This is a genomic window from Paenibacillus sp. cl123 (genome assembly GCF_900101595.1).
GTDB lineage: Bacteria > Bacillota > Bacilli > Paenibacillales > NBRC-103111 > Paenibacillus_G.
In genome coordinates, this window is sequence record NZ_FMYY01000013.1 from 170,430 (window position 1) to 187,459 (window position 17,030).

Annotated in this window: 9 protein-coding genes; 7 read left to right on the plus strand and 2 right to left on the minus strand. The window is 58.2% G+C overall.

Annotated elements, in window-relative coordinates; translation table 11 throughout:
- The first annotated feature begins 22 nt into the window (after window positions 1-22).
- Window positions 23-919: a cation diffusion facilitator family transporter gene (locus tag BLR08_RS19695; protein ID WP_072333837.1), complete on the plus strand. Its 897-nt coding sequence runs from the start codon at window positions 23-25 to the stop codon at window positions 917-919.
- Between the two features lie 347 nt (window positions 920-1,266).
- Complete coding sequence (locus BLR08_RS19700) at window positions 1,267-9,072, plus strand: S-layer homology domain-containing protein (RefSeq protein WP_072333841.1); 7,806 nt, start codon at window positions 1,267-1,269, stop codon at window positions 9,070-9,072.
- 108 nt (window positions 9,073-9,180) lie between these two features.
- Here the strand turns inward: BLR08_RS19700 and BLR08_RS19705 are convergent, their stop codons facing one another.
- Entirely contained in the window at window positions 9,181-10,458 is a 1,278-nt protein-coding gene (locus BLR08_RS19705) for a BaiN/RdsA family NAD(P)/FAD-dependent oxidoreductase (RefSeq protein WP_072333844.1), read from the minus strand.
- Between the two features lie 145 nt (window positions 10,459-10,603).
- Window positions 10,604-11,944, minus strand: coding sequence for a hemolysin family protein (locus BLR08_RS19710; RefSeq protein WP_072333848.1), 1,341 nt, complete (start codon window positions 11,942-11,944; stop codon window positions 10,604-10,606).
- Between the two features lie 694 nt (window positions 11,945-12,638).
- Between BLR08_RS19710 and BLR08_RS31800 the strand changes: the two genes are divergently transcribed.
- The 5 genes from BLR08_RS31800 to BLR08_RS19730 form a co-directional block, all read left to right on the plus strand.
- Window positions 12,639-12,767 (plus strand): hypothetical protein, encoded by a 129-nt coding sequence (locus BLR08_RS31800; RefSeq protein WP_256257719.1) that lies wholly within the window; start codon window positions 12,639-12,641, stop codon window positions 12,765-12,767.
- Between the two features lie 18 nt (window positions 12,768-12,785).
- On the plus strand, window positions 12,786-13,250 hold the full coding sequence (locus tag BLR08_RS19715) for a DUF3905 domain-containing protein (protein WP_072333852.1): 465 nt from the start codon (window positions 12,786-12,788) through the stop codon (window positions 13,248-13,250).
- Between the two features lie 95 nt (window positions 13,251-13,345).
- Window positions 13,346-13,780, plus strand: a complete 435-nt coding sequence (locus BLR08_RS19720; RefSeq protein WP_072333855.1) for a BrxA/BrxB family bacilliredoxin — start codon at window positions 13,346-13,348, stop codon at window positions 13,778-13,780.
- Window positions 13,781-14,025: 245 nt separating this feature from the next.
- Entirely contained in the window at window positions 14,026-15,858 is a 1,833-nt protein-coding gene (locus tag BLR08_RS32150; protein ID WP_176835563.1) for a glycosyltransferase, read from the plus strand.
- A gap of 3 nt (window positions 15,859-15,861) precedes the next feature.
- Window positions 15,862-17,030, plus strand: a 1,169-nt coding sequence (locus BLR08_RS19730) for an S-layer homology domain-containing protein (protein WP_176835564.1), incomplete at its 3' end; no start/stop codon positions are given.

Sequence of the window (17,030 nt, forward strand, 5' to 3'; positions counted from 1 at the left end):
AGGATGGAGGGAATGATTCACCGTGGATACTGCTTATGATCACTTGAAAGAGGGCGAGAAGGGCGCGTGGGTCAGCATCGTCGCTTATGTTCTGCTGTCCGCTTTGAAGATCACCATAGGCTATATGACCGGTTCGGAGGCGCTGGCCGCCGACGGTATCAATAACTCGACGGACATCGTCGTTTCCTTGGCTGTCCTGATCGGACTGCGCATCTCCCGCAAGCCGCCTGACCTGGATCATCCCTATGGCCACAAACGGGCGGAGACGATCGCTTCGCTGGTCGCCTCCTTCATCATGGCCGCGGCCGGGATACAGGTCGTGCTTCAGGCGATCCGCAGCTTCGCCGCCGAAGAGCGGCATGCCCCGGACATGCTTGCCGCCTGGGTTGCGCTGGGCTGCGCGGCCGTGATGTGGGGAGTCTACCTCTACAACAGCCGGCTGGCCGCACGCATTCAGAACCAGTCGCTGATGGCTGCCGCACAGGATAACCGCTCGGACGCCCTGGTCAGTATTGGGGCTGCCGTAGGCATCATCGCTTCGCGGTTCGGCTTCCCGATCCTGGACCCGATCGCGGCGCTGGCTGTCGGCTTCGTCATTCTGAAAACGGCGTGGAGCATCTTCTCCGAGGCGTCGCATACGCTGACGGACGGCTTCGACGATAAACGGCTGAAAGAATTCGAATATACGGTCAAGGAGACGCCGGGCGTGGAGCGGATCAAGGATATCCGGGCGAGAATCCACGGCAGCAGCGTGCTGCTGGATGTCGTCGTAGAAGTGAGCGCCGAGCTGTCCGTAGGCGAGAGCCATGAGATCAGCGACGAGATTGAACGCCGCATGCGCGAGGAGCATCACATCGGCAATGTTCATGTGCATATTGAGCCGTTCGAGGAGCATGAGGAACGGGAAATCGTGCGGTAAAATACCATTCGAACGCAGGAGGTCCGGCGCTGCCGGAACGGTGAGCATCAGAGTCTCCTGATTTGACAGAAAAGGGCGGATATCCGTCCTTTTTTTGCTTGCAGCAACGTTTCAAGCCCATACAGAGCGAAAGCGTCCAGAGGGACCGCCGCCGTCGCCGTTTTGTGTGAAGCATACGGGGAAGATAGGTTGCCTGAAGCAGGCTTCGAAGCGTAATCCTCACTTTATGAGGCCATTTTTGTGCCCTGGCATTACAAGTTTGATGACAGCGTGTCACTACCCCCGACGCGGATCAGGTCGCTACAATAGGAGCTGGTGGTACAAAATGTATCAGAGGTGAGAGCGGCTTGAAGTATACAATAAAAAAATGGCTGTCAGGTGTGTTGATCGCGGCCCAGTTAACGATGATATGGTCATCCGCAGGAGCGGCCTCTCCGCAAGCGGAGCAGGCGGAGACGAAGGAAGGCGTACCGGATGAGCGCCGCACCGTTGTTCAGCAAATCGCCGATGCGCCTTATCAGGCGGCGCCGGGCGCGCTATTTGCTCCGACGCTTGATGCGCTCCCGGCGCTGACCAATCGGAGCGAGCTGCAGATTAAGGGGCGGGCTCCGCTTGGGTCGGATGTAGCGGTATACTACCGCCAGCAAGACGGAACGGATATCCGCGTCGGGTCGGTGCCGGTGACCGATGAGGTATACGGCCAGCCGCAGACGGGAAGCTTCCTGCTGACAGCGGACTACAGCATTGAAGGCCGCATCGAAATATACGCCGTCGCGCAAGCGGGCGGCCAATCCAGTCCGGCCTCTGCGAGCCAGGTTGTGGAGTTCGACCTGACCGCTCCTTTGGAGCCTGGCGAAGTAGAGTGGCAAAGGCTGGCCTACAACGAACTGCTGCTCACCTGGCGCGCTCCGGATAATCGCGAGCCGAATCCGGACGGCAGCTACTCGCCCGATCCGACCGTAGACAGCTATACGGTGAAGCGGAACGGGGAGGTTGTCGCAGCCCGGACGAAGGACCTGTTTTTCAAGGATACGGGGCTTCCCGAATCGGAGATGATTTCTTACCAGCTCATCGCTCATGACCGGGCGGGGAACGACTCGGAGCCGTTGAATATGCGGGCGGCTACCTTTCACCGCTATGCGGTGGAGCTGGCGCGAGTGCCGGGTCAAACGTCGTACAAGGAAGAGCTGTGGAATCCGACTGTCAGCCTGGAGGGCAACAAGGCGGCCTTTATCGCCAGATTGTTTTCGCTGCCGGGCTCTACCGGACCCGGCGTAGGGCTGCATGGCCTGTACCAGTACGATATGGCGGCCGGTTCGCTGGAGCGCGTAGCCCAGCTGCCGGAATACCCGGCCTCGCTCAAGCATGACGGCTTGTATACGATGTCGGAAGATGGCCGGTATGTGGCTTACGCTTCTTTTGAACGCGGATGGAACATGAATGACATCTATATATGGGATACGGTTTTGAAGCAGGTGGATAATTTAGGGGTGACAGACGAAATTCGGCCCAAATATTTATCGCTGAGCGCAGACGGACAATGGCTTGCATTCACAAGCGATTCGAACCGGCTGGTTCCAGGGGATGAGAATGAGGCTTACGATGCGTTTTTATACCACGCGCCAACCAAAAGCATGAAGCGTATCAGTATGGCCGGCGGCCAAGAAGGAAACGGAGACAGCCTGCACACGACGATCAGCGCGGATGGGCGGTATGCGGCGTTTATTTCCCAAGCGACGAACTTGCCCGGCGGTACGGAGGATCTCGTCTCCCGGCTATATATGTACGATACGGCGTCGGGCGAGCTGCAGCCGATTGCGATGTTTAATGCGAATGGCCAGCAGCTGGAGGTTGAAAATGCGAGCCTGTCCGCCGACGGGCAGACAGTCGCCGTGCTGGCTGCTCCCCGGTATGGCGCTCCAAGGCTGTATGTGCACGATCGCCGGCTGCAGACGACGACTCCGATCCTGGATCTGAGTTCGACCTTGAACGTGTCCTTCGGAAAACCGAAGATCAGCGCGGATGGCAGGTTCATCTCCTTCAGCTACTCCAACCGGAATCCGGGAGACGGCCAAAGCGAGCCGCTTGACGTCCAGTTCGGAGCTTTGCGTTACGACCGGCAGCTGGATAGGTGGACCCGTATCGGCGATCTGTCGCGGCAAACCGTTCAGGCCGATATAAGCGGCGACGGGAGCCGGGCTGTGTTTCAGGTTGGCCAAGGGGCCGGCAGCGCCGTTTATGCGGTATGCTTCGACGGGCCTTGCTCGGATACGAAGCCGCCGGATGGCCGGATTCAGCGGGTGCAGTGGTCGATTCCGAGGTCTGTGAACGGCGAAGCGCCTATCGGTTCGCAGCTGCAGGTTGCCGCCTTCGGATCGCAAGGCCAGCAGCTGAGGGCGGTAATGACTTACAAGGAGCAGGGGGGCCTGGAGCGGCAGATCGCCCAGCCTCTGGCGGAGGATACGGCGGCTTTGGGCGTATACAAAAGCCTGTTCCTACTACCGGATAATGCGCTCCAGGTCGTGTCGATCCGGGCGGAGTCGGTGATCGACCCGGCCGTATCGGCCATGGCCGACAAGCTCCCGCTGCACGTAGCGGGCGAGCTGAAGGTGAACCTGACCGGCGCCTATGCGGATCAGATGAAGGGGGCTTCCGTCGTCCTATGGAGCGGCGGGCACAGCTACAGCAGCAGCTTCAAGCTGACCGGCGAGCTGAGCAAGGTCTGGCCGGTCGCCGGAGCCGACGATTACCGGCTGCAGCTGCTGGACCCGAGCGGCCGCAAGCTGCTGGAGCAGCAGCCGCTGGCCGTCTCCCATGGGGCCCGCACCGAGACGACGCTGACACCGAGACCTTATGCGGAGCTGACTGTAAAACTGAGCGCACCGGGCGGCGAGAGCATCGAGGATGCGCAGGTTCGGTTCCTCGACGGGCAGGGGCGGCTCATATCGGTGGCCCGCGCGCAAGACGGCTTGTACCGGCTGGCCGGCGACCGCCATGCGGAGGATGAGATTGTGATCCGTTTCGAAATGAAGCCGGAGTATGAGGCGCCGGGCGAGCGGCGAATCACCCTCGTTCCCGGCGTCAACGAGGTGGCGGTAACCGTCTCTCGGCTGGACGACGGAGAGGTGTACGGCATTGTCACCGATACGGCAGGGCTTCCGCTCCCCGGTGTAACCGTCAAGCTGCTGGATTCCCGCTCGGGCCGGCTTGGCGGCAGGACGGTCACCGACGAGCAGGGAAGCTACCGGATCAAGGGCAGCGTCGGCAGCTATGTGCTTCATGCCGAGAAAACCGGCTATCCTGTCTACCGGCTGTCAGAAGGCATGCCGTATGTCACGATCGCCGAGCGCTCCAGTCAAGAGATGCCGCTCGTTATGACCTCTCGGGGTTATGGCTCCATCAAGCTTGATTTTTCGGCGAAGCCGCTTGATGCTCCGCTGCTCAAGCTGGACATCCTGGACTGGAGGCAGGCGGTCGATTACCGAATCCAGGTCACGGGCGACCCATACGGTCAGTACGTCGACCCGAGGAGAATCAGTGACAATCTGGTGCCGATCGTCGCTTCTCCCGGCGATTCGCTGCAGGTATGCCTGGATCATCAATTTAACCGCAGTCAGCGGCTTTGTACGCAGGTTTTGATCGACGACCGGATTCAAGGCGTCGCTGCGCTAAGGATGGAGGAGAAGTCCCGCGTCACCGGCCGGGTGCTTGGACTAGATGACTTCCGCGGAGTAATGTCCAGACTCACCAACCTGGATACGGGCGAGAACATGGGGACGGTAACGCTGGATGCGCTCGGCAATTACAGGGGAGAGCCCCGGGAGACCGGCAAGTACCAGCTGGTCTTCAGCGCTCCGGGCAACAGAAGATACACACAAGAATTCACGATCCAGGAAGGGCAGATTGTGGAGCTGCCTCCGTTCCGGCTCGATGAGACTGTCCGTTATTTCGAGGGCAAGCCGGGCAATTGGCTGCAAGCGAAGGCTGAAGCCGCTTCGGGCGAGGATGTGGCGGTCCAAGGCCGTTACTATTTGAACGGCGAGCAGGTTCCCGGAGTTGAGGATGCCAAGCTGCAGTTGCGCATTCCCGCCGGCGCTTCGCTCGTAGCGGGCAGCGTGACGCTGGACGGCGTCCCGGTGGAGCCGGAGCGAATCTCCGATACGCTTTACGGGATACAGCTGGGAACTGTCAGCTTCGGTCAAAGCGGATCGATTCAGTACCGGCTTCGGATCGGAGCGGCGGGAAGCGGCCGGCTGGCAGCGGAAATGAACTTGTCTTTCCTTGCGCCGGGGGCTTTGGGCCAAGAAAGGCTGGAGGAGACGGTAGGCCATGTCTACATCGATCCGATCGGCGTGACGATGACCGTACCCCGCCATTCCAGCGATCACCGGGTGTATGTAAGCGGCCGCGCGCCGAAGGGGAGCCGGGTCACCGTATATGCGGACCAAGAGGCTGTGGGTACGACAGAAACGGGACCGGGCGGTTACTGGTATGCCGATGTGAGCCTCCCGGTCAAACCGAGCTCCTCGCTGCGGCAGGATGGAGCGACTTATGCGCTCATCGCGAAGGCGGATGGCGGCGGAGGCATTATCGAATCGGAAATGTCCCTGATCAATGTCGACACGTCCCATGTACAGCTGCAATCCATATTGATGAGACAATCGTCGGGACGTCCGATTACCTTCAATCCGAAGGAAGGCGTAGCGAGGTTTCCGTATGTGGTGGTCCCCGGGCATCCGCTGGAATTTATTGTGACTGCGAACAACGGGGAGCGGGTGTCCAATATGAAGGTATGGATCGGCAAGCAAAGCTACCCGGCCTCGGACCAGGGGGACAGCAACACCTTCAAGGCCTACATGATTCCGAACGGGTCGCTGGATTCGGGGATTTATGTGACATACGACGTGGGGCCGAAAGTATACAGCAAGCTGCCGCCTCGGACGGCGGAGGACTGGCAGGTGCTGAAGTCCGAGCTGCCTCAGGGCATGCAGCAAACGATCTATGAGCCGGCGACGGCGGCGGAGGCGGAGAAAGCGTTTGGCGACGCGGCAGGCGAAGGCTTCTACCATTCACCGGTGTACAAATTGACGCTGCCGGATGCGGAGCGCACCGTCGCCTATGCCCGGATCTCCCTGAAGGGCGTCGAGCTTGGCCATCCTTCCGCAACCAAGCCTTTCCGCGGATTTACGACGCAGAAGGACGAAGCCTCAGGCCGAGTTGATTTTACGAGTATCATGGCTACAGACGTGCTTCGCCCCGAAGCGCAGGCCGCTTTCAAGGAGCTGCAGGCTCAGGCGCAGCTGGCAGGGGATACGATCAGCACGGACCATGTCGTCAATGTGCTCTCCCTGGTTTCGGACAGCGCGGCGACGAAGGGGCTCGGCTACTTGAACACAGCCAAGACGTACATCGAGGACGGTTTCGACTTTGCCGACTATGCCGATAAGATTCTGGAGTTCCAGCAGTACGTCCGGGATTCGGAATGCCACGGCCCGAGCGTCGAGAATTTTATCGACTTCTCCAATGAGCTGTACGAGGACGCCAGCGACGGGCTAGTCGCCAAAAGCATTCTTACCGGCCTGGGGCTCGTTGCGGGCGTCGCGACCGGCGGGCTGGCAGGCTTTGCGTATGCGACAGTGCTGACGGCGCTGGGCGACTCCGTCAAGCCGTCCTGGCAGGAGCGGCTGGATCAGCTGAAGCAGGATTTCGAGGAGAACAAGAAGTGGTTTGACGACATGGCCGCAGCCGGTGCGATCGACCGCTGCAAGAAGCCCGAGGAAGAACCGGAGGACACGCCGGATAAGAAGGACCAGGTCGCGGAATCGGTCTGGGTCTGGGACCCGAGCGGTTATGTGTATGAAGCGGTGGAAGGCAACCGGGTGGAAGGCGTGAAGGCAACCATCTACCAGCAGGATGCGGCTGCCGGAGAATGGCTGCCATGGTCTGCGGAATGGTTCGGCCAGCAGAACCCGCTTATGACGGACGCCGAGGGCCGGTACGGCTGGGATGTGCCGGAAGGCAAATGGCAGGTCTGGTATGAGAAGGAAGGTTATCTACCGGCACGAAGCGAGGAGTTGACCGTACTGCCGCCGCATTTCGATGTCAATATTCCGATGATCTCGCTGCTGGCCCCGGAGGTTTGGAAGACGGCCGCCTCTGACGCGGAAGGCATCCGGCTGCTCTTCAGCAAATATATGCTGGCGGACACGGTTGTTTCATCCGGGATTCTGGCGGAGACAGCGGACGGGGAGGCCATCGGCGGTCGGATCGAAGCTGTGGATCCGGTGCCCGATGCGAAGGGGAATGAAGTGGCGAAAAGCTTCAGATTCGTTCCGGCCGCTCCGCTGCAAGCGGGGGCTGAGGTCAGGATCAAGGTACTGGCACAAGCCGCCAGCTATGCTGCCGTGCCGCTGGAGGCGGACTACGAGAAGGAGCTGACGGTTCGCGCGGCATCGGAGGCTCCAAGCGAGGCTGTATCGCAAGTGGAGGTTACGCCCGGCGTCCGCCAGCTGCTGGTGAAGTGGAAGGAAGCGGACGCGTTTAATCTGAAGCAAATCAACGTATATTGGAAGCGTAAAGGAGCGGAGCGGTTCGAAAGCTTCGTGGAGGTAGAGCGCGGGCTGGGCTTTGCCGTGCTGGACGGTCTGGAGTCGGGAGCCGGCTACGAGCTGAAGCTGGTTACGGTAAGTACGGGCGGAGGCGAGTCGGCCGGCGTGCTGGCCGAGAGTACCGTGGCTGGGCAGCCGCTCGACATGGATCTCGTGCCGCCCGAAGAGGCCGGAGCTTTCCGGACAGCTGAGATCCGGCAAGACCGGCTGACCGCTCTATGGAGCGACCCCGCGGATGCCGATCTGCGCGGATTGTATCTGTCGTGGCGCCGGCTGGGCGACAGCGGGTACGGCAAGCCTATCTGGATGGAGAAGGGAGCCGGCCGGGCCGAGATCGCCGGCCTGTCGCCGGGAACGGCCTACGAGCTGAAGCTGGAGACAGTGGATCGCCGCTGGAACCAGTCCAAGGGCAGCGTCATCCAAGCCGTGACGCCGAAATCCGGTAGCGCCAATCCGGATAACGGCGATGAGACCGGCTCGGGCAGCGGCGGAAATTCGGGCCAGCCTGCTCCGGGAACGAAAGAGCCGCAGAAGAATGAACTGGAAGTGCTTGAAGTAAAGGAGGGCGCTGCACAGCGTTGGAGCGGGTTTGACGGCGGCATCGTGCTGGAGCTGCCCGCTGGAGCCTTCCGCGGGGGTCAGCAGCTTCAAGTCAGCCGGATCGCCCGCGGGAAGCTTCAGCTGCCGGATGCGGCAGCCGGGTACAGCGACGGCTTCCGTGTTATGGCAGAAGGGGGCGGCATGCCGCTTAAGCCGGTGAAGCTGACGCTGCGTTATGACGCGAGCCGTCTGACCGGTCTGGACGCCAGACAGCTCGGGCTGTTCCGGCAGGATGAAGCGAAGCCGGAGATGTGGCATTATGCCGGCGGCGTGCTGAAGTCGTCAGCAGCCGAATTGTCCGCAGACATCGGCAGGCTCGGGACTTATGCGGTGCTGGCGCTGCCTTTGCCGCGTATGGAAGACCTGCAGGGGCACTGGGCGCAAGCAGACATCGAGGTGCTGCTGGCCAGGCAGATGGTAGACGGCGTCAGCGCGCGGGAGTTCCTCCCCGATGAAGCCTTGACCCGGGCGCAGGCCGTCAAGCTGCTGATGGAGCTGCTCGACGCGCAAAGTCCGGCAGCAGGCCGCTCGGAGGCCGATCAAGCGCCTCCTCCGTTCGGCGATGTGGCCCCTTCAGCCTGGTATTATAGCTACGTCGCCAGAGCGGCGCAGCGGGGCCTGGTGCAGGGCAGCGACGGCCTGTTCCGGCCGGATGAGCCGGTCTCCCGGGAAGCGATAGCCGCGCTGCTCATCCGCGTTCTCGGCCTGGAGGCGCAAGCGCAGGCCAAAGCCGAGGAGCTGGCTAAGCAAGAAGCCGTCTCCCCATTCGCCGACAGCGCGCTCATCTCCGGCTGGGCGGCCGGGTACGTGGAGCTGGCCCGCGAGCTTGGCGTGATGGACGGAATGAGCGAGAACCGCTTCGAGCCGTCGTTGGCAGCGACACGGGCGCAAGGCGCCGTACTGATCCTGCGGGTGATGGACCGCCTGGGGCTTATAGGCCGGTAAACAAGTAAAGTCCGTCCCGTTGAGGGGCGGACTTTGCTGCGTTTAAAGGGGCCATGCCGGCCTGCCTATTATTGGAGAGAACAGCTGACTCGGGATGACACGCCGACGTTAATAGACCTCTTGTCCGATGGCCGCTTCCGCCGCATGCAGCCCCGCCGTATATCCTGTCGTGAACGCCGCAGTAATATTATAGCCTCCGGTGTAGCCATGGATATCGAGAATTTCGCCGCAGAAGAACAGGCCGTCCATGCGCTTGGACATCATCGTCTTCGGATCGATCTCCTTCAGATGCACGCCGCCCCCGGTGACGAACGCTTCCTCGATGGACAGCGTATCCGCGATCTGGATCGGGAACGCCTTCAGCAGAGCCGCGAGCTGCATCCAGGGCTGCTTGGGGATGTTGTCGTAGGTCGTATCCTCCCGCAGTCCGGCCTTCTTGAGCAAAATCGGAATCATGCGCTCCTGGAGAAAGCCCTTAAGCACATTTTTGATCGCTTTCTTCGGCTCCTGCTCCGCCAGCTTCATCGTCTCGTCATACAGCTCGTCCGTGCTGCGTTCCGGAAACAGATCGATCGTCAGTTTCACGGTAGGCACTTCGAATTGCTTCTTCAGCTTGACCACGAATTGGCTGCAGCGCAGAGCGGTAGGGCCGGATATTCCGAAGTGGGTGAAAATGAGGTCGCCTTCATGCTGGACGACCTTCTTGCCTTTCGCATTCCATACGGACACCGTGATGTCCCTCAGAGACAGCCCCTGCAGCTCCTTGCTTTGGATAAACGCTTCGCGGGAGACAAGCGGCACCTCCGTCGGGTACAGCTCGGTGATGGTATGTCCCGCCTCCTCGGCCCATGGGTATCCGTCACCTGTGGATCCGGTGTGCGGGACGGACTTGCCGCCCGTAGCGACGATCACGCAGGCTGCGTGCACGCTTTCTCCCGATTGCAGCCTGACGCCCGCTGTTCGTCCTTCCTCGTAGAGGACCCGCTGCACGGGGCTGTTCACCCGCATCTGCACGCCCTGGCCTCGGGCCCGGCCGATCAAAGCCTCGACGACCGTTTTGGCTTTGTCCGAGACGGGGAACATGCGCCCGCGATCCTCCTCCTTCAGCTTGATGCCCATGTCCTCGAAGAAGCGGATAATATCCTGATTGTTGAAGTGAGCGAAGGCGCTGTACAAAAACCGGCCGTTGCCGGGAATATGCTTGATCAGCTCCTCCGTCTCCTTGTTGTTCGTCACGTTGCAGCGGCCGCCTCCGGAGATGCCGAGCTTGCGTCCCAGCTTGTCCCCTTTATCGATCAGCAGCACGCGGGCTCCGCGGGAGCTGGCCGCGATACAGGCCATCAGCCCGGACGGTCCGCCCCCGACGACGATCACATCATAGTGCATATCCATAAGCCTCCTAGTCACCGATGGTGGTATGTTCATTATACATGACCGAAGAGGCCGTCCCAAGCAGCTTGCGGGCTGGTTGGGACGGCCTCCTGGCCAAAACGGGTTATATGACGGTCGCAGCGGCGGTCAGGCACAAAAACTAGGCCGTCTGCGACTGGCTGTTCTGAGCTTGCGCTTGCAGATTGCGGACGGTCAGCCGGGAAATCCGCAGCTCCTCCGTCTCTTCAATTATAAATTCGTAAGCGTCCTCGTACATCACGGACTGACCGCGCTTGGGCGGAATCTCAACCTGCGAATAGATCCATCCGCCGATCGTATCGTAGTCCTCGGATTGAAGCTCCAGGCCGAACTGGTCGTTGACCTCGTCGATCAGCATCCGGCCGTCGATCGAGAAGGTGTATTCGTCGCGCTTCTCTACGGCTGGCCGCTGATCCGGATCGAATTCGTCCTGAATCTCGCCGACGATTTCTTCCAGAATATCTTCTATAGTAACAAGTCCCGCCGTACCGCCATACTCATCGATAAGCAGGGTAATCTGCGCCTTCTTGCGCTGCATCAGCTTCAAGAGGTTGCTGATCGGCATCGAGTCGGGAACCTTCATAATCGGACGCATGATCGTATGAATATCGTACAGCTTGCCGCGGGCCTTCATCAAATCCTTGATGTGCACGAAGCCGATAATATTGTCTTTGTCCGGGTCGCAGACAGGGTAACGCGTCCGCATCTCGTTCAGCGCGATATCCATATTCTCCGCATAGCTCAGATTGGCATACAGGCAGCCCATCTCGGTGCGCGGGATCATGATCTCGCGGGCATTCGTCTCTGCAAATTCAAATATATTGTCGAAAAGAGTAAGCTCTGTATTGTCGATCAAGCCGCTCTTGTGACTTTCTTTCATCAGCCCTCGGATCTCATCCTCCGTATGAGCGGACTCATGCTCGTGGGTGGGCTCGATGCCGACCAGACGCAGCATCCAGTTGGATACGCCGTTAAGCGCCCAAATAAACGGAAACATAAGCTTGTAGAAAACAACCATAGGCAGGGCAGTCCACAAGGTAACATTCTCCGACTGCCGGATCGCATAAGTTTTGGGAAATTGCTCGCCGAGCGTAATATGGAAGGCGGTAATCAGGCTGAAAGCAATAATGAACGAGATGACATGCACCACAGTAGGGCTTAGCTGCAGCCAATCCTTCAATACAGGCTCCATCACCTTGGATATGGTCGGTTCTCCGACCCAACCGAGTACGAGCGAGGTTAGCGTAATTCCTAATTGGCAAGCGGATAAATAGGCGTTAATATTGCCGGTAATCTTCTGAGCGAAGCGGGCGCTCATATTGCCGCTTGACGCAAGCGTGTCAATCCGTGAATTGCGTACTTTGACAAAGGCAAATTCCGCAGCCACAAAAAAACCGTTCAACAACACTAAAACGAGAATCAAAACCGCGTTAATCAATAAGGGTAACGGGTCACTACTCAATGATTTCCTATCCCCTGCGTGAGGCGGATAGGTACACCTCCTTGGTATACCGAATTTAAGATAATGCTGCAAAGGTAGCAGCTTACTCTGTATTATATCGGAACCTAAGAAAGCGCTCAAACGTCGTGCAGGGGCACTAAAGGCATGTGCAAGGTGCAGGAGGGCTGCTTACTGTGACAATTGGCCGAATTTCACCGATTGCCCGCCAATTTGGCCGATTTCGTGGAAAAATCGGGTCTGGCTTGTCTTGATGCCGTTTTACCTCCTCATTTTTTCAAATGAGAAGTTGCTTTTTCATCATATATTAGGTATAATTATCAAATCTTATTATCCTCAATATTTCCTCCATAAGCATCAATTCCTCAGCTTTCAGATGTCGTTTACCCACATGCTGATCCGACAAGTCTCAAGAATTACAGGGAATAGAAGTTCATGGCGGTTTAACTGATTCACACTGGCGCGGTCTTCGGAGCCGCAAGGATGGAAGAGAGGCAGGGCTTTCGTTGTTTTAGTTGCAAGCAGGATAAGGATTTAACCCGGGTAGACTTTGTTCGGAGCATCGGCGCCGTTCAAGGTCTATTTTGTGTTTGCGCATGGAAGGAGCCGGACCTCGTTGCCAATTTCTGCGGCAGTCTTGCGGGATGGTGAAGCTTGCGGCTGGGACATACTAAGAAAAAAGAAGGAGGGAAGCACCATGGCGAATTCTACAGATAAAGGCAGCTCCAAGGAGCAAATCAAACAAGCGTCCGGACAAGGACAAGCCGGACAGCAAGCGGGGGCGGTCGATAAGAAGCTGAGCGGTCCGAACCGTCCTTCGGTTTAGCGAAGAGGAGGAAGCGCGGTGGCAGACGAATCCCTAACCAATTCAAGCAATACCCCGGATCAGCCGGAAGCCTACGAGAATGTGAAGACCGATATTGCTTACAATCGCAGGAACGATCCGAAGCTGGACCCGTTCGAGATTAATTTTCGTGAGGAATATGCGTCAGGCCGCGGCCCGCGGGAGCCGTTTGTCAACCGACATGGCGTCCTGATCGGGGATCATGAATACGAGTCTCCTCAATCTCCCCTTGAGCATTGGAGCAAACAGACGGACCCCTCTGTCATGTCCGGGGATGAATGGGTTCATCCGTACAAAGATGTTGGTTTCTTGACGGAAGAGAACCGGGAACTGTTCGAGCAGGGCATCGCTCCCCAAGGAGCTCCGTTCCAGCATGCGGATAAAAATACGGCCTATGATGTTTTTCAAAGCGGAGAGGCGCGGGAAACAGCACGAGAAAGCGATGGAAAGAAAAGCCTGAAATAGCCTTAATCGTCCTTTGCTTTCATCAGAAGCGGCAGGTATAATGAGGACATATGATCTTTACTATACTCTTATGTTCATAAAAGGAGTGAGACTCTATGTCCATGTCATTTGAATCTTATATGAAAGATATGGTTCAACCCATGCGTGACGAGCTGACCCGTATCGGCGTACAAGAGCTTCGTACCCCGGATGAGGTGGCTGGCGTCCTGGAGAATCAGCAGGGGACGGCTCTTATCGTTGTTAACTCGGTATGCGGCTGTGCGGCAGGCCAATGCCGTCCGGGCGTAGCCAAAGCTCTGCAGAACGAAGTGAAGCCTGATCAGCTGTATACCGTTTTCGCGGGTCAGGATAAGGAAGCGACGGCCAAAGCCCGCGAATTTTTCGCGCCGTATCCGCCGTCGTCGCCATCTATCGCCTTGATGAAGGACGGTCAGCTTGTCCACTTCATCCAGCGTCATCAGATTGAGGACCGTTCGGCTGAGATGATCGCTAACGACTTGATCGGCGCGTTTGAAACTTACTGTAAATAGGCATGACGAATAGGACCCGAAGAAGAAGCCTGGAGCTGTTGCTCCAGGCTTCTTTGCTGATGCGCGGGTATGTCCAGAGAATGTCCAGAATTGTGCTTTATAATGAACCAGCAGCGGATATCCAGAAAATGGTCATTGTTTTGTTGCTCTTCGTATGTGCATCCGACAGCTTCCAGGGAGGCGATAGTGAACTAGTGTAGTTCTCTATCGAGAACAACATCATAACAAAATGGATGGTATATGAGATGAAAATCAGTATTGTTTTACTCGCACAGCATTTTAATTTATTGGTCCGGTGTATCGATCGCATCCGGAAAAACACGCCGGATTGTTATGAAATACTTGTAGTAAATGACAGGTGCTCGGACGAACAGATCGGCTATGTGCAGAGGTCTTATTCTTTGCGTGTGCTTGCCAATAACGGCCGCGGGGTTGCGTCCGGCTACAATCTGGGGGCTTCCGCCGCTTCCGGCGAGCGGATCGTATTCCTGCGCGACCAGATAATGGTAACGGAAGGCTGGCTGGAGCCCTTATCCGCTTGTCTGGATCAATGTCCGGATGCCGGACTGGCGGGGCCAAGGATGAATGATGTCAGCGGCCAGCAGCATATTCCGGTTGTGTACAAGAACTACGAACAGCTGGATCAGATGCTGGGCGTCCTGACCATGGGCAAGCGTCATAAGCGAACCCGGGTGCCGCGGCTGCTCAGCCTTATGCTTATGGTGAGCCGCGATTGCTTTCATGCGCTGGGAGGGTTTGACGAACGTTTCGAGGTGGAGTCCTACGAGGATGACGATTTCTGTTACCGGGCGTTAGTTCAGCAATATGGGCTGTACATAGCGGAGGATTGCATCGCCATCCGGACTACGCCTCCTTCCTTGTTTCCAGAGGAGCCGGACTGGTATGAGAATCGTCTGACTCTGAACCGGGCCAAGGCGATTATGAAATGGGGCTTCGACCCGAATGCAGCTCTGTTCCAGCTAACCCGCAAGGTCAAAGTCAGCTTGTGCATGATCGTCAAGGACGAGGAGCAGACGCTGGACCGGTGCTTATCCAGCGTGCGCGGAATCGTGGATGAGATCGTCATCGTGGATACGGGCTCCAAGGACAGGACGAAAGAAATCGCCGCTTCTTACACAGACCGCATTTACGATTTCGAATGGGTGGACGACTTCTCCAAGGCCAGAAATCATGCGTTCAGCCTGGCTTCTGAAGAATTTATTCTGTGGCTGGATGCGGACGACAGGCTGCTTCCCGAGGATGCGGAGCGCTTCCGGGCGTTAACGGCAGAGCTGCCGTGGTCCGCCGACGCGGTATCCATGCATTATAATCTGGCTCGCGATGAGCAGGGGAGAGTAACGGCCAGCTTGCGCCGCAACCGTCTCGTGAGACAGAGCAAAGGGTTTCGGTGGGTCGGCGCCGTTCATGAATATTTGGAGGTATCCGGGAGCGTCATCTATTCGGATATCGGCGTCACTCACGATCGTAAGCATACCCAAACGGATCGCAACCTGAAGCTTTATGAGAGCAGGCTGTCCCGGGGAGAGCCGTTCAGCGCGAGGGATCATATGTATTTCGCCAATGAGCTCTTCGATCATGGGCTGTGGCAGCGCGCGGCAGAGCAATACGTCACGTATCTGTCCCTGCCGGAGGGTTGGGTAGAGGATCGCATTATGGCCTGCAACCGGGCCTCCGAAGCGCTGGAGCGGCTGGGTTGTGTGCAGGAGGCCAAGATTAAAGCTGCGCAGGCGTTTACCTATGCCATGCCGAGGGCCGAGACCTGCTGCAGGCTCGGTTATTATGAGCTGTCCGAAGGCCGCCTGCAGGAGGCGGTATTCTGGTACAAGCTCGCCACCGAAGCCGGCAGGCCGCCCGACCCGAATGCCCGGCTTGATCCGGCAAGCTGGACATGGCTTCCGCATCTGCAGCTGAGCGTATGCTACGACCGGCTGGGGCTCTACGAGCAGGCGATCCGGCATAATGAGCAGGCTGCCGCCTATGTGCCGGAGCATGCGAGTGTGCGCAGCAATCGTATTTATTTTGACCACAAGCTATCACAACTAAACCAGGAGGCATAATTTATGAGTAAATCTAGCAACGCGGAAATGAAGAAAGCGGACAGAAAGCCTTTGTTCTATAAAAGCTCGATGGCATTTATGCTGCTCAGCCAGCTCATTGCTCCGATTTCTTCTTATCAAGGCGCAGGCCTGTCCACCGCTCAGGCGGCTTCCTTTGGAGACATCGACAAGTCTTCCTGGGCGTTCAAGTATATCTCCAAGCTGCAGGCGATGGGTGTCAGTGTCGGGGACAGCAGCGGCAATTTTAATCCGGATGCCCCTGTTACGAATCAAGAAGCCGTCGCGATGGTGCTGCGTTTTATCGGATATGAAACGCCTGAAGCCAGCACCGCGAGTCTGCCCTTTACCGTCGATGCCTGGGCGCAGCCGTGGGTGCAGCAGGCACTTGACAAAGGCCTGATTGTAGCTGACGAGGAGACGAAGCCCGCGGGGGTCGTATGGGGCAGAGAAGCCGCGAGCCGTGAGTGGATCACCCGTCTCGTTATTCGCGCAACCGGCAAAGAAGCCGAGGCTGGCAAGCTGAGCAGCTTCAATCCTTCGTTCTCGGATGCCTCTTCGATTTCCGGCTGGGCCAAAGGTTACATCAATGCCGCAATCAACCGCAATGTAGTTACCGGCTATCCTGACAACACCTTCAGGCCGCAGAAGGTAACTACTCGGGCGGAATACGCCGTCATTTTGTCCAATGCCGAAATTTTCTCTCCTGCGCGTCCCGACCGCATCACAAGAGGAGCTGTAACGGCTGCGGACAGCGGTTCGCTGGAGCTGCTGAGCAGCTCGGGACAAGCCGTGCGGTTTACGCTGACTCCCGATACGGTGCTTTACGGAGCGGACGGGAGCGGCAGTATTCAAGCCGGCAATCTGGTGACTGTAATCCATAGCGGGGATGAGGCCAGCTTCGTAGAAGTGATCGGGGGCTCGCAATCCGTTCAGCCTGGTGCTCCAGGCTTGCCGGGCGAGAAGGGCGAGAAGGGCGAGAAGGGCGACCCAGGCGAGAAAGGCGAGAAGGGGGATACCGGAGCGAAAGGCGATTCCGGCTCTTCGGGTGAAAAAGGAGCAACTGGCGCAGCAGGAGACATCGGAGCCACTGGTGCTACAGGAGCGACTGGTGCAACCGGTGCCGATGGAGCCGTCGGGGCGACGGGAGCGACCGGAGCGGCAGGAGACGTTGG